We start from the raw sequence: 255 nt of genomic DNA, 5'->3' as shown, positions 1-255 counted from the left end.
TGGTGTGACGGGCGGTGTGTACAAGGCCCGGGAACGTATTCACCGCGACATTCTGATTCGCGATTACTAGCGATTCCGACTTCACGCAGTCGAGTTGCAGACTGCGATCCGGACTACGATCGGTTTTATGGGATTAGCTCCACCTCGCGGCTTGGCAACCCTCTGTACCGACCATTGTAGCACGTGTGTAGCCCAGGCCGTAAGGGCCATGATGACTTGACGTCATCCCCACCTTCCTCCGGTTTGTCACCGGCA

General features: G+C 56.9%; 1 rRNA gene. It reads right to left on the bottom strand.

Features of this window, described 5'->3' with window-relative positions:
* Window positions 1–255: ribosomal RNA gene (locus ACTD9P_RS30290) — 16S ribosomal RNA — on the bottom strand; the annotation flags it as partial.

Origin of the sequence: Pseudomonas onubensis, assembly GCF_965653655.1 — a bacterium.
GTDB lineage: Bacteria > Pseudomonadota > Gammaproteobacteria > Pseudomonadales > Pseudomonadaceae > Aquipseudomonas.
The sequence above is the reverse complement of the archived record's forward strand: the minus strand, read 5'-3'. Positions and strand labels throughout refer to the sequence as shown.